Raw genomic sequence first — 208 nt, 5'->3', positions numbered from 1 at the left:
GAGACGCCGGCACGACCGGGGTGATCGAGTACCTGCGCGCCCATCGGGCGTGGGCACCGGGCATTCCTGCGATGGCCGCCATCGCGGTCGAGGCCGCCCACGCCCAGACCGTGACCTTGCCCGGCGAGACGCGGACCGCGGTCCTTGTCGCCGGTCTGGCCCGGCGACTGCTGGAGCTCGACCGGGAGATCAAAGACACCGACAAGCT

The 208-nt window shown here is 71.6% G+C and carries 1 pseudogene; it reads left to right on the top strand.

What is annotated here, in order from left to right:
- Positions 1–208 (top strand): annotated as a pseudogene (locus FVA95_RS30625) (IS110 family transposase); the annotation flags it as partial.

The sequence above is a fragment of the Pseudonocardia sp. EV170527-09 genome, from assembly GCF_008369905.1.
Lineage (GTDB): Bacteria > Actinomycetota > Actinomycetes > Mycobacteriales > Pseudonocardiaceae > Pseudonocardia.
Note: the sequence above shows the minus strand (reverse complement) of the source record. Positions and strands in the feature narration are given on the sequence as shown.